At 61.6% G+C, this 16291-nt stretch carries 14 protein-coding genes and 1 other RNA gene; 4 read left to right on the top strand and 11 right to left on the bottom strand.

The window, feature by feature from the left end:
- Positions 1–53: 53 nt before the first annotated feature.
- Genes NKH30_RS15060 through mraZ form a run of 4 tightly spaced genes read right to left on the bottom strand, consistent with a single transcriptional unit; the run spans position 54 to position 3664 of the window.
- Positions 54–1781 carry a peptidoglycan D,D-transpeptidase FtsI family protein gene (locus tag NKH30_RS15060; protein ID WP_352471555.1) on the bottom strand — a complete coding sequence of 576 codons (1728 nt, stop codon included), beginning with the start codon at positions 1779–1781 and terminating at the stop codon, positions 54–56.
- Positions 1782–1795: 14 nt separating this feature from the next.
- Positions 1796–2173 (bottom strand): cell division protein FtsL, encoded by a 378-nt coding sequence (gene ftsL, locus NKH30_RS15055; protein ID WP_352996005.1) that lies wholly within the window; start codon positions 2171–2173, stop codon positions 1796–1798.
- Between the two features lie 4 nt (positions 2174–2177).
- Positions 2178–3209 carry a 16S rRNA (cytosine(1402)-N(4))-methyltransferase RsmH gene (gene rsmH / locus NKH30_RS15050; protein WP_352539515.1) on the bottom strand — a complete coding sequence of 344 codons (1032 nt, stop codon included), beginning with the start codon at positions 3207–3209 and terminating at the stop codon, positions 2178–2180.
- On the bottom strand, positions 3206–3664 hold the full coding sequence (gene mraZ, locus NKH30_RS15045) for a division/cell wall cluster transcriptional repressor MraZ (protein ID WP_254818997.1): 459 nt from the start codon (positions 3662–3664) through the stop codon (positions 3206–3208). Before mraZ ends, rsmH begins: the two co-directional genes overlap by 4 nt.
- A gap of 405 nt (positions 3665–4069) precedes the next feature.
- Between mraZ and NKH30_RS15040 the strand changes: the two genes are divergently transcribed.
- Positions 4070–5185: a cystathionine gamma-lyase gene (locus tag NKH30_RS15040; RefSeq protein ID WP_352501066.1), complete on the top strand. Its 1116-nt coding sequence runs from the start codon at positions 4070–4072 to the stop codon at positions 5183–5185.
- Positions 5186–5193: 8 nt separating this feature from the next.
- Here NKH30_RS15040 and NKH30_RS15035 read toward each other — a convergent pair whose 3' ends face one another.
- The 7 genes from NKH30_RS15035 to NKH30_RS15005 form a co-directional block, all read right to left on the bottom strand.
- Entirely contained in the window at positions 5194–5487 is a 294-nt protein-coding gene (locus tag NKH30_RS15035; protein WP_352501067.1) for a type II toxin-antitoxin system RelE/ParE family toxin, read from the bottom strand.
- Entirely contained in the window at positions 5484–5768 is a 285-nt protein-coding gene (locus NKH30_RS15030) for a type II toxin-antitoxin system ParD family antitoxin (RefSeq protein ID WP_352501068.1), read from the bottom strand. Before NKH30_RS15030 ends, NKH30_RS15035 begins: the two co-directional genes overlap by 4 nt.
- Positions 5769–5921: 153 nt before the next feature.
- An RNA gene (gene rnpB / locus NKH30_RS15025) (RNase P RNA component class A) lies at positions 5922–6320 on the bottom strand.
- A gap of 59 nt (positions 6321–6379) precedes the next feature.
- Positions 6380–7129, bottom strand: a complete 750-nt coding sequence (locus tag NKH30_RS15020) for a lytic transglycosylase domain-containing protein (protein WP_352471549.1) — start codon at positions 7127–7129, stop codon at positions 6380–6382.
- Between the two features lie 185 nt (positions 7130–7314).
- Complete coding sequence (locus NKH30_RS15015) at positions 7315–8082, bottom strand: N-acetylmuramoyl-L-alanine amidase (RefSeq protein ID WP_352996003.1); 768 nt, start codon at positions 8080–8082, stop codon at positions 7315–7317.
- Complete coding sequence (locus NKH30_RS15010; protein ID WP_352471547.1) at positions 8079–8798, bottom strand: TerB family tellurite resistance protein; 720 nt, start codon at positions 8796–8798, stop codon at positions 8079–8081. The genes NKH30_RS15015 and NKH30_RS15010 overlap by 4 nt, the downstream gene beginning before the upstream one ends.
- A 197-nt stretch (positions 8799–8995) precedes the next feature.
- Entirely contained in the window at positions 8996–9202 is a 207-nt protein-coding gene (locus tag NKH30_RS15005; protein ID WP_023676780.1) for a hypothetical protein, read from the bottom strand.
- A 182-nt stretch (positions 9203–9384) separates the two neighbouring features.
- On the opposite strand from NKH30_RS15005, the gene NKH30_RS15000 reads away from it, so the two are divergent.
- The 3 genes from NKH30_RS15000 (at position 9385) to NKH30_RS14990 (ending at position 16192) form a co-directional block, all read left to right on the top strand.
- Positions 9385–13284: a hydantoinase B/oxoprolinase family protein gene (locus tag NKH30_RS15000; protein ID WP_352996001.1), complete on the top strand. Its 3900-nt coding sequence runs from the start codon at positions 9385–9387 to the stop codon at positions 13282–13284.
- A 998-nt stretch (positions 13285–14282) separates the two neighbouring features.
- The gene (locus NKH30_RS14995) at positions 14283–15527 is read left to right on the top strand and encodes a BtaA family protein (protein WP_352995999.1); all 1245 of its coding nucleotides are present in this window, start codon (positions 14283–14285) and stop codon (positions 15525–15527) included.
- A complete protein-coding gene (locus NKH30_RS14990) occupies positions 15527–16192 on the top strand; it encodes a class I SAM-dependent methyltransferase (protein WP_352995997.1) in 666 nt (221 codons plus the stop codon). The genes NKH30_RS14995 and NKH30_RS14990 overlap by 1 nt, the downstream gene beginning before the upstream one ends.
- Positions 16193–16291 lie beyond the last annotated feature (99 nt).

Raw genomic sequence — 16291 nt, 5'->3', positions numbered from 1 at the left:
GAACCCCGTTCATCGCAACAAAATAGCGCGCAGTTGCCGGCGCGCCCCAAGAATCACTGATAGGAAACCAGCGTTGCACCATTTTCATGGCTGAAATCTGGCTTCACGCCAAGCATGGAAGCCGCACGTCGGATGATGTTTGCAGCCATGATGCCCGCGTTCGAGGCGGCCGTACCACCCATGCCGGGCTTTTCCGGCTTCGGTTCGTCGGCGATCGTAAGCACTATGTATTGCGGATCGTCCATCGGAAAAGCCGCAACGAAGGCGTTGAAATTCTTTTCCTTCGAGTAACGGCCGTTGACAACCTTCTCCGCCGTTCCCGTCTTGCCGCCCACCCGGTATCCTGGCACCCGTGCATTGCGGCCGGATCCCTTTTCGGCATTGAGTGCATAGAGATAGCGCATGCCCTCGACCGTCTTGTCGCTGACCACTTTCTTGGCCACCGCCATCGCCTGCTCCTGCGTGCGCGGCAGGAAGGTCGGGTCCATCAGATAGCCGCCATTCATCAGCGCGGCGCAGCCGACCGCTGTCTGCAGCGGCGTCGTCGATACACCGTGGCCGAAGGCGATGGTGATCGAATTGACCTGCTTCCAGACCTTGGGCTCGGTCGGCCGAGCCACTTCCGGCAGTTCGGTCTGCATCTTCTCGAGGATTCCCAGGCGATGCAGGAATTCGCGGTGTCCGTCGATGCCAACCGCTTCGGCTTCCTTGGCAGAGCCGATATTGGAGGAGTAGATGAACACTTCCGGCACCGACAGTACCCGGCCCTTGCCATGGAAATCATGGATGGTTTGATGGCCGATCCTGATCGGGCGCGACGCGTCGAAACGGCTTTGCAGCGTTATCTTGCCGGAATCGAGCGCCATGGCGGTGGTGAAGCTCTTGAAGGTCGACCCCATTTCATAGAGGCCGGCCGACATACGGTTGAGCCGGTCCTTGTCCTGCGCGTTATAGGGGTTGTTCGGATCGAAATCCGGAACCGACGCCATCGCCAGCACCTCGCCGGTCTTGACGTTGAGCACGACGGCGCCCGCCGCGATCGCGTGGTACTTTTCCATGCCGGTGGCGACCTCATCGCGCACGATATGCTGGACGCGCAGGTCGATCGAGAGCTGCACCGGCTTCAAATCCTTGGCCACCGCCAGACCCGACGCCTGAAGGTCGCTCAAGCCTTGTTCGTCGATGTATTTCTCCATGCCGGAGATGCCCTGATTGTCGATGTTGGTGAGGCCGACAATGTAGGACGAGGTTTCGCCGGCCGGATAGAACCGGCGCTTTTCGGTGCGAAAGCCGAATCCGGGGATGCCGAGTTGCATGATGTCGGCCTGCTGCTTCGGCGTCAGTTGACGCTGCAGCCAGACGAACCCGGCGCCGCTCTTCAGCTTGTTGTATGTCTGCTCGTAGTCGATCTCGGGAAGCACCGTCGACAGCTTTTCGATCGCCTCGTCGGCATCGACGATGCGGCGCGGTTCGGCAAACAGCGACGCGGTCTTGATGTCGGTCGCCAGCACTTCGCCGTTACGGTCGACGATGTCGGGTCGCGATGCCGTCACCCGGCTCTGCGGGCCGCCCGACAGGTCGGGATTCTGGAAACCCAGATAGACCAGCCGCCCGGCAATGGTCGAATAGATGCCGAAGAACACTGCCATGGTCATGACGATGCGAGTCCTGCCCTTGCCACCGGTCGCCTTGCGGGCACCTTCGACCACGATCGATCCGCCTGCACCCGGCTTCGAACCGCGCTTCAGCAGCCTGCCAATCTTTGGAAATCTGGCAGCCATTGGAAATCCGGTGATCATTGGACGATGCCTCCGGTCACCACGGGATCCTTGCCGCGGATATCGGCCATGCCGCCCAGCCGCTGCGATGAAAGGTCCTCGATGTTGACGGGTTTCGCCGGCAGATCGTCCAGCCCGACGATCTGCCGCGCATTGACCGGCTCGAGTCCGAGTTGCGATTTGTAGATTTCGGTGAGCTTCTGCAGGCGCGACGGCTGGGTAAGCAGGCTCCAGTCCGCCTTGAGCAGGTCGATCGTGTCCTCCTCATAACGGATCTGCGCCTGGATCTTGTGCACTGCCGCCAGTTGCTCCTCGGCCTCGCGCTTGGTCTTGTAGGTCAGGGCAGCCGCTGAAACCATGACGGCGATCAGGACTATGTCGCTGGTACGAAACACGTGCTCACCTCTCTCCCGGTCGATCGGCGCCGGGAAGCTTTGGGCCAGGCAGTTTTGGCAGGCCGAAAATCGAAAAATCGCCGGCGCGCGCCGGCGCCTCTGTACGGATCGCAGCGCGCAGCCTTGCCGAGCGCGCCCGCGGATTTGCCGTTATCTCGGCATCGCCAGGCGTCACGCCGCCGCCCTTCTTGGTGAAGGTGGCGGTGCGCGCCTGCGCCTCGGGCAGGTGCCGCGATCCGGTCGCTGAATCGGCTCTGTCGGCGATGAAGCGCTTGACGATGCGGTCCTCCAGGGAATGGAAGGTCACCACGACAAGCCGCCCGCCCGGTTTCAGCACGCGCTCTGCGGCAAACAGTGCCTTGGCCAGTTCGCCGAGTTCGTCATTGACGAAGATGCGCAGCGCCTGGAAAACGCGGGTGGCCGGATGGATCTTGTCCTTTGGCGCGCGACCGATATGCGTCTCGATGGCATCGGCAAGATCGAGCGTGCGCTCGAAGGGGCGTTTTTCGCGACGGCTCTCGATCATGCGGGCGATGCGCCCGGCATGGCGTTCCTCGCCGAGAAAACCGAAGATGCGGGCAAGATCGCCCACCTTGAAGGTGTTCACGACGTCGGCGGCGCTCAGGCCCGCCTGCGCCATGCGCATGTCGAGCGGCCCATCGGCCCGGAACGAAAAGCCGCGCTCCGGCTGGTCGATCTGCATGGAGGAGATGCCGATGTCGAGCACGACGCCATCGGCACTTTCAACCTGTTCGTCGAGCGTCGAGAACGGTGCCTGGACAAGCCTGAGCTTGCCGCCGGACTGCTGTTCAAGGGCCCGCCCCGCCGCGATCGCATCCGGATCGCGGTCGATGGCGACGACCGAGGCTCCGCTTGCCAGAATGGCCTTCGTGTAGCCGCCGGCACCGAACGTGCCGTCGACGATCACCTCGCCTTTTGTCGGCGCCAGCGCCTCCAGAACTTCGGCAAGGAGGACCGGAATGTGACGGGCTGGTCCGCCAGCGGCATGAACTTCATCGCCGTCGCCCGCCATCATTCCGGCCGCTCCCCGGGCTTCGTCCCCTGCCGAAGTTGCAAAAGCCGGGCGCGTGCTTCCGTCCCATAGGCGCTGAGCCGTCCCGGCTCCCAGATCTGAAAGAAATTGCCGCGGCCAACGAAGGCCACTTCCGCTGAAATGCCGGTATGCTCGCGAATGAAATCGCTCATCGTGATACGGCCGTCCTGGTCGAGCTTCAGAAACGTTCCATCGCCATGGCAGAAGAACGACATGTCGTCCGCCGTCTGCAGGAACGGGTCTTCCTGGGCGATACGCTGCTCGTAGCGATCGAGCAGGTCGAGCCCACCGACATCCATCGCCGGGCGATCCAGGCAGCGTAGCGCATAAAGTTCCGAATAGCCGCGTTTCTGCACAACGGCACGGAAATGCGCCGGCACGGACACCCGTCCCTTCGCATCGATCCTGTTCACCGCGTTCGACAGAAACCGGTCCATTACGCGTTACGGCCGCTTGCGCCGCCGCACCCCTCTGCATCTTCCTGTCCGCGCCGCCCCAGCCCGGTCGGCGTCCAAAACCCACTTCGTTATAACGGGCGAACGCAGGCAAACGCGCAGCCGCCGCGGCTGCCCGATTGGCGTACGCTTCACCCTGACACGAAACGAAGGCTTGAGTATCGGAATGGGATATCATGGGGTGTTATGGGCGTCAACGGGAACAGTCTTCAAAACGCGCCTGCCACGACTGGGGAGAGCAGCTTTGACGGCACTCCCGTCTTTATCGTCTATTAAGCCTAACGAAGCGTTTAGAGCCGTGTGGCCCAACCGGAGCCGGCTTGCTGCGGATCGCTGCCGCGCATAGCCTCGGCATGTCCTTTTCCGGTCAGTAACGAGGTTGAAACCATGTCCGAAACAGCCAAGTCACGCGCCGCGGCACTTCCCCATCTGCGCCGCGGCGGGCTGGCCAAGGGCGACCCGATCCCCTTGCCCCTGACCATGGCCGCCATCTTTCATGCGCCCGGCGACGCCACCGGCTATGATCAATATGGCCGCTTCAGCAATCCAACCTGGGATGCGGTCGAGCACATGCTGGCGCATCTGGAAGACGCCCCATGCGTCGCCTTTCCCTCGGGGATGGCTGCCATCTCGGCAGTATTTTTCGGCCTGCTCAAAGCCGGCGACCGTATCCTGCTGCCGTCCGACGGCTATCACACGACGAGAGCGCTGGCAGAGCGCTTCCTGAAGTCCTTCGGCGTCGCTTATGATGTCCGGCCGACGTCGAGCTTCCTCGACGGCGGCTTCGACGGATACCGGCTTGCCTTCGTCGAAACGCCCGCCAACCCGGGACTGGATATATGCGACATCGCAGCCGTCGCCGAAGCCGTGCACAAAGCGGGTGCGGGGCTTGTGGTCGACAACACGACGATGACGCCTTTCGGCCAGCGCCCGCTCGATCTCGGCGCAGATATCGTCATTGCCGCCGACACCAAGGCACCAAACGGCCATTCCGATGTGCTGTTCGGCCATGTCGCCAGCCGCGACGCGGACATTATCTCGAGGGTGACCGACTGGCGCGAGACGTCGGGCGCCATCCCCGGGCCGTTCGAGGCATGGCTGGTGCATCGCGGCCTCGAAACGCTGGACGTGCGCTTCGACCGCATGTGCGCTTCCGCCGAAATGATAGCGCGACGACTGAAAAACCATCGCGCGATCAGCGGCTTGCGCTTTCCGGGACTGGAGAGCGATCCATCGCACAATCTTGCCCGCGCCCAGATGGAGCGCTTCGGCTTTCTCATCTCCTTCGTGCTCGCCTCGGAGGACAAGGCCGAGGATTTCATCAACAATTGCGCCTTGATGCAGGCTGCGACATCGTTCGGCGGCGTGCACACTTCGGCGGAACGGCGATCAAAAAGGGGAGATGCCGTTCCGCCCGGCTTCGTTCGCCTGTCGGTCGGCTGCGAGCCGGTGGAAGAGCTTTGGCAGGCGATCGAGGCGTCGCTAGACGCAATCGGTGGCTGAATCGGCAATCACGAATTCAGATCGTCGGCATCAATCTTGCGCCGGCCGTGCAGCACGCGAACGATTTCGATCGCCTCTTCACTGACGCGGTACAGGGTGAGGTATTCGCCGACGATCAGGTGACGGATTCCGGTTGCGATGTCTTCGCGCGGCGCACCTGAGAAGGGGTGCAGGGTCAGCAAATCCCACCGCCTTTGCAAGAGATCCACGAGCCGAACCGCCGCATTTGGATTCTGTTCGGCAATGTAGTCGCCGATGGCTTCGAGGTCGATCAATGCCTGAGGAAGCAGGCGGTATTTCACTCCTCAAGGCCTTTGGTTCCGGCCATTTTCAGATATTTGGCGCGCAGCCGTTCCATGATTGGCGGCCCGTCCAGCCCCGGCCCGCTGTCGATCCCTTCCTGCACCAGCTTGCGCAATTCCTCGACCGTGTAGCCGAGCAGGTCGCGCCGGTCCTTCCATTGCCGCAGCGCGTCGCGGATCACCTCGCTCGCCGAGGCATATTCGCCGGCGGCGACCACGTCGTCGACCACCGCCGCCAATTCCGGCGACAGCGTGATGCTGCGTTTATCGACCTGTCCCATGACGCGCTCCTGAATACCGTCATCCAAATGGTACGATTTAATCGCACCATTTTCAAGGAATGCCGCGCTTAATTGCGGGTCGAAAACTGAACCAACGGCTGCGCCCGAAGACGCAACCTGCTGATATCAGGAGATTTCCTTTTATCGGGGAAAACTGCCAGCTGGCCTGTAAGCCGGGTTCTGTATGGCCCTCGCCGCTTACACGGCGAGAACGTGGCGGCCATTCATCTTGGGCGCATGTTGCCATACGCCTCACGCAACCTACCCGGACGGTGAGCCGGAAACAGCCCTCGAGGGTTTCCCCTCGCACCGCCCCTATTCGGTCTTGCTCCCGGTGGGGTTTACCGTGCCGCTCCTGTTGCCAGTCGCGCGGTGGGCTCTTACCCCACCCTTTCACCCTTGCCACGATTGGATCGTGGCGGTTTGCTTTCTGTGGCACTTTCCCTGGGGTCGCCCCCGCCGGCCATTAACCGGCACCGTGTCTCCATGGAGCCCGGACTTTCCTCACCCGCAGCCTTTCGGCTTCGCGGGTGCGGCCGCCCGGCCAGCTGGCAAGGCGTATAAAGGGGTTCAGGCCCGAAAACGCAAACGAAAAAGCAAGTTGTCGCTTGTCAGGCGGGCGCTCCAAGTGCAGCCAGCTGGACCTTGACCTTGCCGCAATAGGCTGCGGACACCGGGTTCATCCGTGTGGCGGCATGGCCGGCATTGTATTTCAGGATCGTGCCGCAGGTCGTGCCGCCGCCGAGATCCCGCGCCATGGCGAGGTACTTCATGCCGTATTTGATGTTGGTATCTGGATCATAGAGGCCCTGAACCGAACCGCTATAGCCCATCATCCGCGCCGTCGCCGGCTTGATCTGCATCAGGCCGATCTCGCCGGCGCTGCCGACCTGGTTCGGTTGGTAGTTGCTTTCGATCTTGATGACGGCGTTGGCGAGCGACACCGGGACGCCATAGCTGGCGGCATAACGCGCAATGATCGCCGAATACTGTCCGCTGGCGCCGACTACCACCGCCTGAGGCGCTGGCCTGCTCTTCGGAGCGACTGACGCCGTTGCCATGTGGTCGATGCTTTTGCGGTTACGCTTCACATAGTGTTTTGAGATTGTCTTTCTTGCAGCGGTTGGCTTTTTCGCAGGGGCCGGCTTTTTCGTCCTTACCGCGGTTGCTTGTTCCACTTTTGCGGTGGCGGTCTTCTCTACTTTTGCACCACGGGTGGCTTTCGGCACGGCGGTTTTGCCGGCTGCGGCACTGAAGCCCTGATCGGCCCGCTGGCTCAGCGGTGCGCTGTTTGCCGCACTGAAGGCAAAAGTCATTACGCCGGCAGCAATGGCTGCCGTTAAAACGGTCAATTTCTGCATGTGATCCTGTTCTGTTTGATCTGCACAAAGAACTTCGCGCAGATACCCTCAATCAACATCGGAACATTTGGGGGGATAGACGTCCGACAATCTGTACGGATCGCCTTTGACGACGGAATTGGCGCCAAAGAAGGCGACGCAAGTCACTTTGAGTAACAGATTGTAATTTTTAAGCTGGCAAAAGATTATTTGAGAGAGGCTATCCTTACGGAAGCGAGCAGCCTTTCCAGCGTGCGGATCGTCGATCCATCAGCCATGCCATCGACCAGGCGCTGCCGGAAATGCCGCTGAAATGCCTCTACCACGATTTCGGTCTGCCGATCGAAGGCGCCGGTGATCTCGACGCCATAACCATAGAGCGCCAGCATCGACTGCAGCGCCTCTACCTCGGCGCCGGTATCGCCTGGCTTCAGCACGGCGCCGCGCCGGATCGGTGCTGCCGGCACAACATGGCCGATACCGACGGCAAACAAGGCCTTCCATGGAAATTTCTCGCCTGGATCGACCTTGCGCCCCGGTGCCACGTCGGAATGGGCAAGCACCCGCTGCGCCGGAATGGAATGGCGCTCGATGATGCCGGCGCACAGGCCGATCACCGCACCGATCTGCGGTTTTGCAAAGTTGCGATAGCCGAGCGTATGCCCCGGATTGACGATCTCGATGCCGATCGAACAGGAGTTGATGTCGCTCTGTCCGACCCACGAGCTCTTGCCGGCATGCCAGGCGCGGTCGCTTTCCCTTACCATCTGAACAATGCGGCCGTCCTCATGGACCAGGTAGTGCGACGAGACCTCGCTTGCCGGATCGCACAACCATGCCTCGGCACCGGCGCCGGTAGCCATGCCGGTGTAGTGCAGCACGATCATATCGGGTCCGAGCGTCCCGCGCCGTGGTCCGAAATTCGGCGATACCCTGACCTCGGCGCTCGGCTCATCGGGCGGAAAGCCGCTCATGCGTGCCGCAGGCCTCGCTCGATCATTTCATAGGCCGCGTTGATCGCCGCCAGCCTGGTCGTCGCGATCTTGATGAATTCCTGCGGCAGGCCGCGTGCGATCAGCCGGTCCGGATGATTGTCGGAGACCAGCTTGCGGTAGCGCCTGCGGACCTCCTCGAACGGCTTCCCGCGCTCGATGCCGAGCACAACATAGGGATCGGCGGCACCCAGATCGACATGCCGGGCCAGGATGCTCTGGTAATGCGCCTCATCGATGCGGAATATCTCGGCGATGCGATGCAGGAATTCGCCCTCGCGCTCATGCACCAGCCCGTCGGCCTTGGCGATGTGGAACAGCCCGTCGAGTATATCCTCGAGCATCAGGCAGTTCGAATGGCCCGAACCGCAAAGCTGCGCCATCCGCTCGGCATAGGTCTCGAAACCGGCAATGTCGCGTTTGGCCAAATCGTAGAGCCGCGCCACATTGCGCCTCTGTTCCTTCGGCACCTCGAATATTTCCTGGAAGGCGCGCACCTCGTCTTGCGTGACGATGCCGTCTGCCTTGGCCATCTTGGCCGACAGGGCGATCATCGCCACCGAGAAGGCGACGCGCCGGCGCAGATCGGCATCGCCGGAGAAAACCGTGCGCACGGCCTCGACCACTTCGGCGACGCCTGACGACGCTGAAGATGAAACGCGTGTGACGAAGTCGCCAAGGCGGTCCCAAATCGACATGGGGGCTTCATAGGACCAACCACCCATCGCTATCAAGCCAAGACAGTGCCGCAGGGGCTGGCCCAATCGATTTGGCGCAATGCCTGAGGCGGCTGGCGCCAGCGCTCACGTCGTCGCACTCGGCCGCCAGGCGCTGGTATCGTAAGCAGCAGAAAGGCCGGCCTGTGAGGCCAGCCTTTCCTTGGTTGTCACATTGACTACTGAGCCGGAGCAGCCGGCGCAGGCGCCGGAGCCGGAGCCGGCTCGGCAGGCTTGTTTGCGTCAGGAGCAGCCGGTTTCATCGTCTGGTCGGATGCCGGCGGGTTGGTGCTCTGCGTCGTGGTGTTGTCGGTGCCGCTGTTGCTGCAGGCGGCAAGGCCAAGCAACGCAAGCGCCGACACCGACGCAAGAATGAGTTTCTTCATGATATCTCTCCTCTAATCACGCCTCCGTTACCGGCGGCGGTCGAGGACACAATGCGTAAGCTGCGCATGAGTTTCGTAACGTTGCATTTCTGCCTGTAACATATTCCAATCATTTGACGATTGCCGGTTAGGGCCTCGCAAGCTAACAGATCGAACAGGGAAAAATCCCGGGAGCCGCCGCAGTGACTGCAAAATGGGATTTCTGGATCGACCGTGGCGGCACCTTCACAGATGTCATCGGCCGTGACCCGCAAGGCGCGCTGCACCCGCGCAAGCTGCTGTCCGAGAATCCCGAAGCCTATGCCGACGCTGCCATCCAGGGCATTCGCGATTTGCTCGGCGTCCAACCCGGCGCTCCAATCCCCTCCGCTCTGATCGGCGATGTCAAGATGGGCACCACGGTTGCCACCAATGCGCTTCTCGAGCGCAAGGGCGACCGTGTGCTGCTGCTCATCACCAAAGGCTTCCGCGATGCGCTGAGGATTGCCTATCAGGCCAGGCCAGATATCTTTGCCAAGCAGATCATCCTTCCCGAACAGCTCTATGAGCGCGTCGTCGAGATCGACGAAAGGGTTCGCGCCGACGGCAGTGTCGAGCGCCTGCTCGACATTGCTTCTGTACGCCCGGCTATTGAGCAAGCCAAGGCGGACGGCATCGATGCGGTCGCGATCGTCTTCATGCATGCCTGGAAACATCCCGATCACGAAAAGGCAGTTGCGAAGGTCTGCAGAAAACTCGGATTTTCGCAGGTCTCGGTCAGTCACGAGGTCTCGCCGCTGATCAAGCTGGTCGGCCGCGGCGACACCACCGTGGTCGACGCCTACCTGTCGCCGATCCTGGCTAGGTATGTGCAAAGGGTTGCCGGTGAGCTGGGCGTGGCTCCAATCTCCCCCCTCGTGGGGGAGATGTCGGCGAAGCCGACAGACGGGGGCGCTGTCCCGCCAGCATCTCAGCATCTTAGTGACGCCAATCATGACACAAAGCACCCTACGGCGCCCCCCTCTGCCCTGCCGGGCATCTCCCCCACAGGGGGGGAGATCGGCCAATCTCCTCGCCTCATGTTCATGATGTCGTCGGGCGGCCTCACCGCCGCCGACATGTTCCAGGGCAAGGATGCGCTGTTGTCCGGCCCGGCCGGCGGCGTCGTCGGCATGGTCGAGACGGCAAAACTCGCCGGTTTCGGCAAGGTCATAGGCTTCGACATGGGCGGCACCTCCACCGATGTCGCCCATTACGATGGCGACTACGAGCGCACCTTCGACACCGAGGTCGCCGGCGTGCGCATCCGCGCGCCGATGATGCGCATCCACACCGTCGCTGCAGGCGGCGGCTCGATCCTGCATTACGAGGCCGGCCGCTTTCGCGCCGGGCCGGATTCGGCCGGCGCCAATCCCGGCCCGGCCGCCTATAGGCGCGGCGGCCCGTTGGCCGTCACCGACGCCAATGTCATGCTGGGCAAGCTGCAGCCCGAGTTCTTCCCGGCTATTTTTGGACCGGGCCAGGACGAACCGCTCGACGTCCAGACGGTTCGCGAAAAATTCGCGGCCCTTGCCGCCGAGATCGGCGACGGCCGCTCCCCGGAAACCGTCGCCGAAGGGTTCATCACCATCGCCGTCGAAAACATGGCCAACGCCATCAAGAAGATTTCGGTGCAGCGCGGCTACGATGTCACCGAATACCTCCTGAACTGCTTCGGCGGCGCCGGCGGCCAGCACGCTTGCCTGGTCGCCGATGCGCTCGGCATGGAGGCGGTGCTGATCCATCCCTTCTCAGGCCTGCTCTCGGCATACGGCATCGGCCTATCCTCTGTATTTGCGTCACGCCAGCAGGCGCTGCTGAAGCCGCTGGCGGACAATTCCGGGCCAGCGATCGATGAACTCATCGCAACGCTGCGCAAAGCCGTCATCGACGAACTCGCCGCGCAAGGCATCAGCGAAGACGCGGTCGTCTCGAGACCGGTGCTGCAGATCCGCTACGACGGCACCGATACCGCGCTGCCTGTGAACTTCGGGCACGGCTCGATTGCGCAGGCCAAGGCGGACTTCGAATCGGCGCACAAGGCACAGTTCGGTTTCGTCTACGACGACAAGCCGATGATCGTTGAGTCGATCGGCGTCGAAGGTACCGATACCGGCGGCACCGGCCGCGACGAAAGCGATTCAGTTGTTGAAGACATGGCCGCAAGTCCTTCCGGGAACCGGAAAATCTTTGTCGACGGCGTCTGGCGCGACGCCGGCATTTTCCCTCGCGAAACGCTGAAGCCTGGTAACAAGATCGCCGGCCCCGCTTTGATCATCGAGCCAAACCAGACCATTGTCGTCGAGCCGGGCTGGCAGGCCGAGATCACCGCCAAGGATCACGTGTTGATGCGGCGCGTCGAGAAGAAGCGCCGACACGCCGCACTCGGCACCGAAGCCGATCCGGTGATGCTGGAGGTCTTCAACAACCTGTTCATGTCGATCGCCGAGCAGATGGGCGTGACGCTGCAGAACACCGCCTATTCGGTCAATATCAAGGAGCGCCTCGACTTCTCCTGTGCCGTCTTCGACCGGAATGGCGCGCTGGTCGCCAACGCGCCGCATATGCCGGTGCATCTCGGCTCGATGGACCGCTCGGTGGAAACCATCATCCGGTTGAACTCCGGCGACATCCATCCCGGCGACGTCTTTGCGCTGAACGCACCTTACAATGGCGGCACCCATCTGCCTGATATCACAGTGGTGACGCCGGTGTTTTCCCTCCCCCTTGAGGGGAGGGTGGCCGCGAAGCGGCCGGGTGGGGTCCTCGCAGAAGGCACCACAAGTGCGTCGAGCACTGCCGCAACGACCCCCTCCGGCGGCTTCGCCGCCACCTCCCCCTCGACGGGGGAGGAGATCCTCTTCTACGTCGCCTCGCGTGGCCATCATGCCGACATCGGCGGCACCGCGCCCGGCTCGATGACGCCGCTTGCCACAACCGTCGACGAGGAAGGCGTGCTGTTTGACAATTTCCGCATCGTCGATCGCGGCCGGTTCCGCGAGAAGGACCTGGAGACGCTGCTCACCGACCACCCCTACCCGGCGCGCAATCCGCACCAGAACATCGCCGACCTCAAGGCGCAGATCGCCGCGAACGAAAAGGGCGTCGCCGAGCTGCGCAAGATGGTCGCCCATTTCGGCCTCAATGTGGTCGAAGCCTATATGGGCCATGTCCAGGACAATGCCGCCGAAAGCGTGCGCCGCGTTCTGGAGCGGCTGCCCGACAGTTCCGAATACGAATACCCGACCGACACCGGCCAAATGATCAAGGTGAAGATATCGGTCGACCGGCGGAAGCGCGAAGCGACCGTCGACTTCACCGGAACGTCGCCGGTGATGAAGAACAATTTCAATGCGCCAGAGCCAGTCGCCCGAGCCGCTGTGCTTTATGCCTTCCGCGTCATGGTCGAAGACAACATTCCGATGAATGCCGGATGTCTGCGGCCGATCAACATCATCATTCCCGACGGCTCGATGCTGAAGCCCGCCTATCCCGCGGCGGTCGTCGCCGGTAATGTCGAGACCTCGCAGCACGTCACCAACGCGCTGTTCGGCGCCATGGGCGCGATGGCCAATGCGCAAGGCACGATGAACAATCTCACCTTCGGCAACAAGCAGTACCAGTATTACGAGACGATCTGCTCGGGCTCGCCGGCTGGCCGGATGAACGACGGCCGCGGTTTTGCCGGCACCTCCGGCGTCCACACCCATATGACCAATTCGCGCCTGACCGATCCAGAAGTGCTGGAACTGCGTTTCCCGGTATTGCTGGAGGATTTTCATATCCGCGAAGGCTCCGGCGGCGAAGGCAAATGGAATGCCGGCGACGGCACCAGGCGCACTATCCGCTTCCTCGAAAAAATGGAATGCGCGATCCTGTCCTCGCATCGCAACCGCCCGCCGCGGGGACTGGACGGAGGCGGCGATGGCGAGGCCGGTTCGACCAAGGTCCGCCGCAAGACCGGCGCGATCGAGACGCTGAAAGCCTGCGATCAGACCATCCTCGACGCTGGCGAGGCGGTCATCGTGACGACGCCGACCCCAGGTGGATTTGGCAAGTCGTAACGCGCAAGTGTAACGCGCAAGATAAGATGATATCGGCCGCCTAGGCAGGGCAAGGTGGGAAAACGGCGGGCACGATTGCGCAAGCTATGGAAAGCAGGGGGCCTATGGAAAGCAGGGGGCTGAGAGCGATCCGGCGGGACCAAACCGACCGTGGGCCAAAAAGGGTTGCGGGCGCAATTTCGATGTCGGCGGGCGGATCAAACCCTCAAGGGCGAAGAGCAGCTTCGCCATTCTATACCAAAGACTTCCAGGACCGATGAGGACTTAGCACCCATATGGATGAGTATACGCGCCTCCCGAACTATGATCCAGATTTCTGTCGAAGGGTTGCTAAGTGGGGAGCTATAGTCTGTTTTTTGGGAGTTGTTGTGGAGGCCTTCATCTTTTCGCTGGTCGACCCAGCGCGAAGTAGTTGCCCTGGGTGGATCATTCACGGCGGGCAACCCATACCGCTAAAGATGATATTCGCACTGACGCTTTTTCCTGCATTTTGGGCTTGCTTCATTTTTCTAAGATGGAAACATTTTTCTAAGACGATGCATGCTGCCGCTACAGGTAATTATGTGCCGCCCTTATCAAAACTCTTAGGTCATCCCAAGATCGATCCGTTCACATTCCCTCATGATCAAGTGTTTCGAACGGTGATCGTGCTGTGGTGCATATTCTGCACAAGCCCTCTTTGGTTGATGCTCACTTTCTGTACAAATACATTTGGCTATCTTGGTTTCAACCGCTGACAAACTCATGAAAACTGCGACACCGGAACCGACATTTGGGGATGCTCGCCTGCCTCTACGGATTGATCGTAGATTCATGAACTACGATTCGACTGGCCCTCGATTTTCCAGCCAAATTCGCTGCCAAGTAAGGTTGTGCCAAGGCACCACCTAATTTTGCGCGCCACAGCAATGCTTGAGCCGGCGTCAACAGGCTGTCACTGGCCTGTCATCACCCTGCGCTACCGGCTTGCGCCAAAGCAAACGGGGAATCGCCTTGCCATGACGGACATTTCTGGGGACCTGGTTTTTCGCCGCGGCAAGGAAGTCGGCAAGGCCGTCTACCAGAACCGCCCGCTGTCGAAAGCCGGCATCTCCGAGCGCCTGTTCGCCTTCCTGTTCTCCGGCCTCGTCTATCCGCAGATCTGGGAAGACCCCGAAATCGACATGGACGCGATGCAGCTCGGGACGGGCCACCGCATCGTCACCATTGCCTCCGGCGGCTGTAACATCCTTGCCTATCTCACCCGCTCGCCGGAAAGGATCGATGCCGTCGACCTCAACGCTGCCCATATCGCGCTGAACCGCATGAAGCTCGAAGCCGTCCGTCACCTGCCGTCGCAGGGCGACCTGTTCCGTTTCTTCGGCGCGGCTGAGACCGGGCACAATTCACAGGCCTACGATCGCTTCATCGCACCGCATCTCGACCCGGTCAGCCGCCATTATTGGGAGCGCCGCAACTGGCGCGGCCGTCGCCGCATCGCTGTGTTCGACCGCAATTTCTACCAGACCGGCCTGCTTGGCCTGTTCATCGCCATAGGCCACCGCACGGCAAAATTCTTCGGCGTCGACCCGGCCGGCATCATGGACGCCAAGAGCATCGCCGATCAGCGCCGCTTCTTTGACGAAGAGCTGGCGCCGGTCTTCGAAAAACCGCTGCTGAAATGGGCGACCTCGCGAAAAGCCTCGCTGTTCGGCCTCGGCATTCCGCCGGCCCAGTACGATTCGCTGATCACCTCGGGTGACGGCACCATGGCCAGCGTGCTGAAGGCACGACTGGAAAAGCTCGCCTGCGATTTTCCGCTGAAGACCAATTATTTCGCCTGGCAGGCTTTCGCCCGCCGCTACCCTGATCCGAGCGAGGCCGCCCTGCCCGCCTATCTCGAAAAGCGCAACTACAAGACGATCCGCAACAATGTCGATCGCGTTGCCATCCACCACGCCAATCTGATCGAGTTCCTTGCCGGCAAGGATGCCGGCTCGGTGGATCGCTTCGTGCTGCTCGATGCACAGGACTGGATGACCGACCACCAGCTCAACGGGTTGTGGGCCGAGATCACCCGAACCGCCTCAACCGGCGCCCGCGTCATCTTCCGCACCGCAGCGGAACCCAGCCTGCTGCCCGGCCGCGTCTCGAATTCGCTGCTCGATCAGTGGCGCTACGAGAACGACGCCTCGCGCGAGTTTTCGGCGCGCGACCGCTCGGCCATCTATGGCGGCTTCCATCTCTATGTGAAGCGGTCCTGATGAGCACGACCGACTTGCCGGCCAGCCATGCCGAGCTGATGGACGGCGTCTACCGCTGGCAGCGTCATATCTACGACCTGACCCGCAAATACTATCTGCTCGGCCGCGACCAGCTTATCGCCGGACTGGATGTGCCGGCCGGCGGCACCGTGCTCGAGCTCGGCTGCGGCACCGGCCGCAACATCATCCTCGCCGCCCGCCGCTATCCCGGCGCGCGCCTCTTCGGCCTCGATATTTCGGCCGAGATGCTGGAGACGGCGACTGCCGCCCTCGCGCGCGAAGGCCTCTCCGGCCGCGTCACGCTGGCGCGCGGCGATGCCACGAATTTCGACGCGAAAGCGCTGTTCGGCGTCGAAAGTTTCGACCGCGTCTTTGTCTCATATTCGCTGTCGATGATCCCCGGCTGGGAAAAGACGGTATCCGCGGCTCTTGCTGCTCTGTCACCGGGCGGCTCGCTGCATGTCGTCGATTTTGGCCAGCAGGAAGCCTTGCCCAGCTGGTTCCGCAAGCTGTTGCGCGGCTGGCTGAAAAAATTCCATGTCGAGCCGCGTGAAGTCCTGCGCGACGTCCTGGAATCGGAATCTGCGAGAGTTGGTGCAAGCCTTCGATTCAGAACACTTTATCGCGGCTACAGCTGGCTCGCCGTGATCAAGATCGCCATCTAATATCAATTTTGGCGTGGAAGGTTTTGGGGCTCCAATCCTAAATGGGGGCCGTGGCTGAAATCAGTTAATTGGCTAAATCACACATTGCCATGTGACCCA

Source organism: Mesorhizobium sp. M1273 (assembly GCF_040318195.1).
Taxonomy (GTDB): domain Bacteria; phylum Pseudomonadota; class Alphaproteobacteria; order Rhizobiales; family Rhizobiaceae; genus Mesorhizobium.
Note: the sequence above shows the minus strand (reverse complement) of the source record. Positions and strands in the feature narration are given on the sequence as shown.

What these genes read in the sequence shown, in the direction of transcription:
- NKH30_RS15060 (WP_352471555.1), bottom strand. Translation starts at nt 1,781, where the DNA reads ATGGCTGCCAGATTTCCAAAGATTGGCAGGCTGCTGAAGCGCGGTTCG.
- NKH30_RS15040 (WP_352501066.1), top strand. Translation starts at nt 4,070, where the DNA reads ATGTCCGAAACAGCCAAGTCACGCGCCGCGGCACTTCCCCATCTGCGC.
- mraZ (WP_254818997.1), bottom strand. Translation starts at nt 3,664, where the DNA reads ATGGACCGGTTTCTGTCGAACGCGGTGAACAGGATCGATGCGAAGGGA.
- rsmH (WP_352539515.1), bottom strand. Translation starts at nt 3,209, where the DNA reads ATGATGGCGGGCGACGGCGATGAAGTTCATGCCGCTGGCGGACCAGCC.
- NKH30_RS15010 (WP_352471547.1), bottom strand. Translation starts at nt 8,798, where the DNA reads ATGTCGATTTGGGACCGCCTTGGCGACTTCGTCACACGCGTTTCATCT.
- NKH30_RS14990 (WP_352995997.1), top strand. Translation starts at nt 15,527, where the DNA reads ATGAGCACGACCGACTTGCCGGCCAGCCATGCCGAGCTGATGGACGGC.
- NKH30_RS15020 (WP_352471549.1), bottom strand. Translation starts at nt 7,129, where the DNA reads ATGCAGAAATTGACCGTTTTAACGGCAGCCATTGCTGCCGGCGTAATG.
- NKH30_RS15030 (WP_352501068.1), bottom strand. Translation starts at nt 5,768, where the DNA reads ATGGGACAGGTCGATAAACGCAGCATCACGCTGTCGCCGGAATTGGCG.
- NKH30_RS14995 (WP_352995999.1), top strand. Translation starts at nt 14,283, where the DNA reads ATGACGGACATTTCTGGGGACCTGGTTTTTCGCCGCGGCAAGGAAGTC.
- NKH30_RS15005 (WP_023676780.1), bottom strand. Translation starts at nt 9,202, where the DNA reads ATGAAGAAACTCATTCTTGCGTCGGTGTCGGCGCTTGCGTTGCTTGGC.
- NKH30_RS15015 (WP_352996003.1), bottom strand. Translation starts at nt 8,082, where the DNA reads ATGAGCGGCTTTCCGCCCGATGAGCCGAGCGCCGAGGTCAGGGTATCG.